This is a genomic window from Shewanella sp. BJSY2023SW007 (assembly GCF_047314525.1).
GTDB classification, from domain to species: Bacteria; Pseudomonadota; Gammaproteobacteria; order Enterobacterales; family Shewanellaceae; genus Shewanella; species Shewanella chilikensis.
In genome coordinates this window covers 1-5,616 of record NZ_JBKORL010000007.1, presented here as the reverse complement: position 1 = coordinate 5,616, position 5,616 = coordinate 1, and the positions used below count along the sequence as shown (strand labels likewise).

At 49.6% G+C, this 5,616-nt stretch carries 5 protein-coding genes; 4 read left to right on the top strand and 1 reads right to left on the bottom strand.

The features are described from left to right. Positions 1 to 136 precede the first annotated feature (136 nt). Entirely contained in the window at positions 137 to 1,390 is a 1,254-nt protein-coding gene (gene ccmI / locus ACMHXE_RS02170; RefSeq protein ID WP_101057769.1) for a c-type cytochrome biogenesis protein CcmI, read from the bottom strand. Between the two features lie 452 nt (positions 1,391 to 1,842). Here ccmI and ACMHXE_RS02165 point away from each other — a divergent pair, with 452 nt between their 5' ends. From ACMHXE_RS02165 to ACMHXE_RS02150, 4 genes are read left to right on the top strand one after another with little or no spacing between them, the layout of a single operon-like run. Further along, positions 1,843 to 3,819 (top strand): heme lyase CcmF/NrfE family subunit, encoded by a 1,977-nt coding sequence (locus ACMHXE_RS02165; RefSeq protein WP_101057768.1) that lies wholly within the window; start codon positions 1,843 to 1,845, stop codon positions 3,817 to 3,819. A gap of 16 nt (positions 3,820 to 3,835) precedes the next feature. Next, positions 3,836 to 4,390, top strand: a complete 555-nt coding sequence (locus ACMHXE_RS02160; protein ID WP_101057767.1) for a DsbE family thiol:disulfide interchange protein — start codon at positions 3,836 to 3,838, stop codon at positions 4,388 to 4,390. After that, on the top strand, positions 4,387 to 4,866 hold the full coding sequence (gene nrfF / locus ACMHXE_RS02155; protein WP_101057766.1) for a heme lyase NrfEFG subunit NrfF: 480 nt from the start codon (positions 4,387 to 4,389) through the stop codon (positions 4,864 to 4,866). Before ACMHXE_RS02160 ends, nrfF begins: the two co-directional genes overlap by 4 nt. Continuing rightward, positions 4,866 to 5,450: a TlpA disulfide reductase family protein gene (locus tag ACMHXE_RS02150; protein ID WP_101057764.1), complete on the top strand. Its 585-nt coding sequence runs from the start codon at positions 4,866 to 4,868 to the stop codon at positions 5,448 to 5,450. The genes nrfF and ACMHXE_RS02150 overlap by 1 nt, the downstream gene beginning before the upstream one ends. The last annotated feature ends 166 nt before the right edge of the window (positions 5,451 to 5,616 follow it).

Here is a 5,616-nt window from a genome sequence, read left to right as displayed (position 1 = left end):
AAAGTTGCATAAAAAAATCCGATGACATGGGGTCATCGGATTTTGATCCTTTCAGTGAGATCGTCAAGCGATCTGTCTTAACTGATCGGCATTAGGCATCAGCCGGTTTTTTTATGTCTATTTGTCAAGGATAGGATTACTGAACTTCAGTATCCAGCACCAGTTCACCGCTGGCACCGACCTTGATGCTGGCCACTTTGCCTTGTAGATCGCCAGGCTGAGGCTTAACGCTGCCGTGCTTGGACAATACTGCAATCACTTCAACATCGGTAGCATCGCTGAGTTTAACGTTACCACCCATATTGGTGGAATCATCCAGAGTCACAGTCACAGGTAATGACTTTGCACTTACCTTGGTCGCCGCCAGTGGGACTTTGGGGCCTTCGGTTGCTCTGGCAAAGATGAACAGCATGTCTGTATTGCTGACTTTGGCTGCCAGTTCAGGGGCTATAGAGACATTCAGCGTCACTGTCTTTGCTGTTGCTGCCTTTAGACCTTTGTGAGCCTCATCATTCGGCATGGTGGCACCACCTTCTGCCTGCAGGCGCATCTTGGCACTGTCGATAGCATTGATCAGTGCGGCGCGATCCACGTCGGCTCTGTCACTGTCAAGAATGGTTTGCCAAGCGCCGATTGCCTTGTTGTAATCTGCAGTAAAGAAAGCATCCATACCAACCAGCAGTAGAGTAGAAGGGTCTTGAGGATCCAGTTTCAGTGCCTGATCAATCAGCGACTGAACCACAGGGATCATCTGTTGACCCGCCTTATAATAAAGGGCGGTGGCTTTGGGGCCAAGCAACTCGGCGTGAACCCCCACCAGTTCGATCACTTTATCGAAGGCTGCTACTGCCTGATCATATTGTCCGGCAGAGATGTAGGCGTGACCCAAACTGAACCAAGCTTGGCTGTTTTCCGGCTCCTGCTGCACAGCAGATTCCATCATTTGCACCCGTTGCATCATGATCTGTTCAGTGCTCATACCTGCATGGGGATTCTCAGGTTGAGGAGAATCGATATTCTGATAGGCGCCTAACTGTTGATAGGAGTAACCGGCCACGACCAGTAATACGGCAGACATCAGACTTGGCCACAGTAGTCCTTTAGGCTTGGCTTGTGCATCGAGCGAATCATCCGCTCCTTGCTTGATGTCCTGTAATAAGCTGACTTCCAGCTCTTTTTTCAGGGATTCAAATTCGTCTTGGTCCAGCAGTTCTTCCTGGCGTTCTTTTTCCAGAATAGCTAGACGCTCGTTAAACAGTTCCAGGTTGGTCTGTTTACGGACACCGGACTCTTCAGCCTTGAGTAGCTTCTGTTGCCGGAAATGAGGAAGCCAGATCAGCCCCAGGCTGACTAACACAACAATCGCAATAAAAATCCAAAAAGTGGTCATTATGTTTATTTCACGTTGGTTTGTGACAAAGCGGGGTTACCGCACGGCCTGATTGCAAGATTATACGGAAAGATGATTCATTGAACAGTAATATAAGTCCACCACCAAAGTTAATGGTCATAGTTGGGCACTGGTTCACAGTTCCAAATTTCAGCAAAAAATTCAATGAAACTTCTCTATTTAACGCCTGTCACAGCTTGGAGTCTTGCCGTCTTTCCATGGTCAATATTGCCCTCTCGGAGAATGAGAGCCGCGACCCATAATTGGTGGAAAGTGGCAGACAGGAACAAAAGCAAATACTAAAATGAACAAAAATTCGTAATATATACCTGTTAACCCTTGCGGCTTTTAAGCCGCAATTAAGTTAATAAAGTAATGGTGTGTGCCCGTAGTTGTGCGTCTGCCCAGAATAGAAGCTTGGCAGACATTGACCTGGAAACTGAGGAAAACCCATGATCCCAGAACTTGGACATTTCTCATTGATCATAGGGATGGCGTTCGCAGTACTGCTGATGACAGTCCCCCTGATCGGTGTTGCCCGCAAAGACCAATACCTAGTGCGCTATGCCTGGCCACTAAGTTACGGTATGTTTTTTTTCATCTTTTTATCGGTAATTGCGTTGGGTTACAGCTTCGCAACCGATGACTTCTCAGTCGCCTATGTGGCTCATCACTCCAACTCTCAATTGCCTATCTTCTTTAAGATTGCAGCAGTCTGGGGCGGGCATGAAGGCTCATTGTTGTTCTGGGTCTTCTCACTTTCGGTGTGGGCCGCAGCTGTAGCTTTCTTCAGCAAGGGGTTGGAAGAGGTGTTTACCGCTCGGGTATTGGCCGTGTTGGCGATGATCACCATAGGCTTTACCCTGTTTATGCTGCTCACTTCCAGCCCATTCGAACGTTTGTTCCCGATCCCGGCAGAAGGGCGTGACCTTAACCCGATGTTGCAGGATGTGGGTCTGATCTTCCACCCTCCCATGCTTTATCTGGGGTATGTGGGCTTCTCGGTCAGCTTCGCCTTCGCCATTGCCGCATTGATGAGCGGTCGACTCGATTCTGCTTGGGCTCGTTGGAGTCGTCCTTGGACTCTGGCTGCCTGGATCTTCCTCACTGGTGGTATTGCATTGGGCTCCTGGTGGGCATATTACGAGCTCGGTTGGGGCGGTTGGTGGTTCTGGGACCCGGTTGAAAACGCGTCCTTTATGCCATGGCTTGTTGGTACTGCTCTGGTTCACTCCTTGATAGTGACAGAGAAGCGCGGTGCCTTCCGTAACTGGACAGTGCTTCTGTCTATCTTTGCTTTCTCTTTGAGCTTGCTGGGTACATTTATTGTTCGTTCTGGTGTGCTGACCTCAGTGCACTCCTTTGCGGCAGATCCAAGCCGGGGTATGTTCATTCTGTTGCTACTCGGTTTGGCTATCGGTGGTTCGCTGACTCTGTTTGCTTTCCGTGCCAGTGAAATGAGCAGCCCTGCTCGCTTCGATTTGAAATCCAAAGAAACCATGCTGCTGGTTTGTAACGTATTGCTGACTGTGGCTGCCGGTACTGTATTGCTCGGTACTCTTTATCCACTGCTGATCGATGCCTTGGGTATGGGTAAGATTTCTGTTGGCCCACCATACTTTAATGCGGTGTTTGTTCCTATCGTGCTGGTACTGTTCGGCTTTATGGGGATAGGTCCTATCATTCGCTGGAAGAAATCCAAACAAGGTGAGCTCAAGCGTCAACTGCTATTGCCAGCGATCATTTCAGCTGTTCTGGGTGTGATAGCACCATTTATCGCCGGTGGTGAGTTCAACATCTGGGTGGCACTGGGTATAGGTGCGGCTGTCTGGATTGTGCTGGCGACTCTGCGTGCCGGTTACAACGTGATTAAAGCGAAAGATGGTAGTGTCAGCCTGGCGCGTATGGGCCGCAGTGAACTGGGGATGATCATTGCTCACCTGGGGATTGCAGTCTCAGTAGTTGGTGCCACCATGGTGTCCAACTACTCTATTGAGAAGAGCGTGCGCATGGGGCCTGGCACTAGTCATGAGCTGGCCGGTTACACCTTCAAGTATCTGGAAACCCGTAACGTTGTAGGCCCTAATTACACGGCACAGCAAGGACAGGTTGAAGTACTTAAAGATGGTGAAAAGATTGCGTTGTTGCAGCCGGATCGTCGTCAATACAATGTTCGCACTATGGATATGACTGAAGCCGGTATCGACTGGGGTCTGTTCCGGGATCTCTATGTCACTATGGGCGACCCTATTAGCCGTACTGAATTTGCAGTGCGACTGAACTACAAACCTTTTGTTCGTTGGTTGTGGTTTGGCAGCATCTTTATGATGGTTGGTGGTTTCTTTGCGGCTTCCGACAAGCGTTACCGTGCCAAGGCCCGCGCTGAAGAAGCGGCCGCAGCCAAGAAAGCCAAACTGGCAACAGCCTGAAACAGGTAAGAAGAAGATGAAGAAGCTAATACTTTTTATTCCACTGATATTGTTTCTTTTGATGGGGATCTTCCTTTACAAGGGACTGTTCTTGAATCCGCAGCAGTTGGATTCTGCGTTGGAAGGTAAGCCTGTGCCTGCCTTCCAGCTGGAGAAACTGGAAACGCCGGGAGAGATGATCACCAACGAAGATCTCAAAGGTAAGGTATCTATGCTGAACGTATGGGCGACTTGGTGCCCATCCTGTAAGTATGAACATCCCTACCTAATGCAGTTGGCTCGACAAAACTTGGTGCCCATTTATGGCATCAACTACCGTGACGAGCGGGCGCTGGCGGTAAGAGAACTCTCTCGCCAAGGCGACCCCTACACGTTGAATATCTATGACAAGGACGGTCGTCTTGGTCTGGATCTCGGGGTATATGGTGCGCCGGAGAGTTTTATCGTGGATCATAACGGCATCATTCGTTATCGCTATGCCGGGCCGGTAGATATGCGGGTTTGGAAAGAAACCTTGTATCCCATGATCCAACAGTTGCAGGCCGAGGCCGCTAAGGATAAAGCGTCATGAGAAAGTTGCTGCTGAAAACCTTTGCTGTTGTGGCACTCCTGATCGGCTATGCTGCTCAGGTGGCGGCAACGCCGGTGGACACCTTTGAGTTCAGCTCTCCTGATAAGCAGAAGCGAGCGTTGTCGCTGGCTCATGAGCTGCGTTGTCCTCAGTGTCAGAACCAAAACCTGATCGATTCCAACTCACCGGTTGCCCGCGATCTACGTCTTGAAGTGTACAAAATGGTGGAAGAGGGCAAGGCTGATGATGAAATCGTCCAGTTCATGACCAGTCGCTATGGCGAGTTTGTCCTCTATAAGCCGAGACTTGAAACCAAGACCTACGTCCTGTGGCTTGGTCCTGTGGCGCTGCTGTTGTTTGGTGGTTTGATTGGCTTTATTTTCATCCGTAAACAGCGTACTTCCGGTAGTAAAGCACTCGAACTGTCTGCCGAAGAACAACGCCAGTTGGATGAGCTATTGAAGCGAGACAAGTAATGAGCAAGCTCAGATATTCATTACTTTTGCTGGCGTCCCTGTCTCTGGGGGCGCAGGCTTATCCCGGTATGCAGCCAAAGGATCACAATCAGATCCAATCCAGTGTCGACAAGATCAATGTGCTCCCCCACAGCTTCCCCTTGGAAGTTGTTCCCTTCCAGGATAAGGCCGGTAGCCAATTGGATTTCAGTCAACACAGGGGAAAAGTGGTGTTGGTCAACATTTGGGCTACTTGGTGTCCTCCCTGTGTCAGGGAGTTGCCGGCACTGGAACGGCTTGAAGAGCAGTTCAGTGATAAAGAGTTCGCCCTGCTACCGATTTCCATAGATCAGGGTGGCCAAGAGCAAGTTGACAGTTTTCTGCAATCCCTGGGGATGGCAAACTTCCGCAGTTATTACGATCCGCAGATGCAGTTGGGGCAGATATTCCCACTTGATACTATCCCGGCGACCTTTATTCTTAATGGTAAAGGGGAGCTGATTGCCTTTGTCCGTAGTTTCGTCGACTGGGAAGATCCAAAGGCGATAGCCTTACTCAAAGGCTTTATTGAACAGGAAAATGCACCCAAGTCGGCCGCAAACTGAGTAAATTAGGGCGTAAAATCGCCATAATTGCAGAAAAAGATCGTTTTTGCCTAAAAGTTCGGCAAGCGATCTTTTTTCTTTTAAAAAGCCCTTGCACAAAAGTTCAGGCTCCCTATAATGCGCTCCCACTGACACGGCACAGCGGCAACGCGAAAGACGTGACAGG

Coding starts and splice junctions, on each gene's coding strand:
- ACMHXE_RS02160 (WP_101057767.1), top strand. CDS start 3,836: ATGAAGAAGCTAATACTTTTTATTCCACTGATATTGTTTCTTTTGATG.
- ccmI (WP_101057769.1), bottom strand. CDS start 1,390: ATGACCACTTTTTGGATTTTTATTGCGATTGTTGTGTTAGTCAGCCTG.
- ACMHXE_RS02165 (WP_101057768.1), top strand. CDS start 1,843: ATGATCCCAGAACTTGGACATTTCTCATTGATCATAGGGATGGCGTTC.
- ACMHXE_RS02150 (WP_101057764.1), top strand. CDS start 4,866: ATGAGCAAGCTCAGATATTCATTACTTTTGCTGGCGTCCCTGTCTCTG.
- nrfF (WP_101057766.1), top strand. CDS start 4,387: ATGAGAAAGTTGCTGCTGAAAACCTTTGCTGTTGTGGCACTCCTGATC.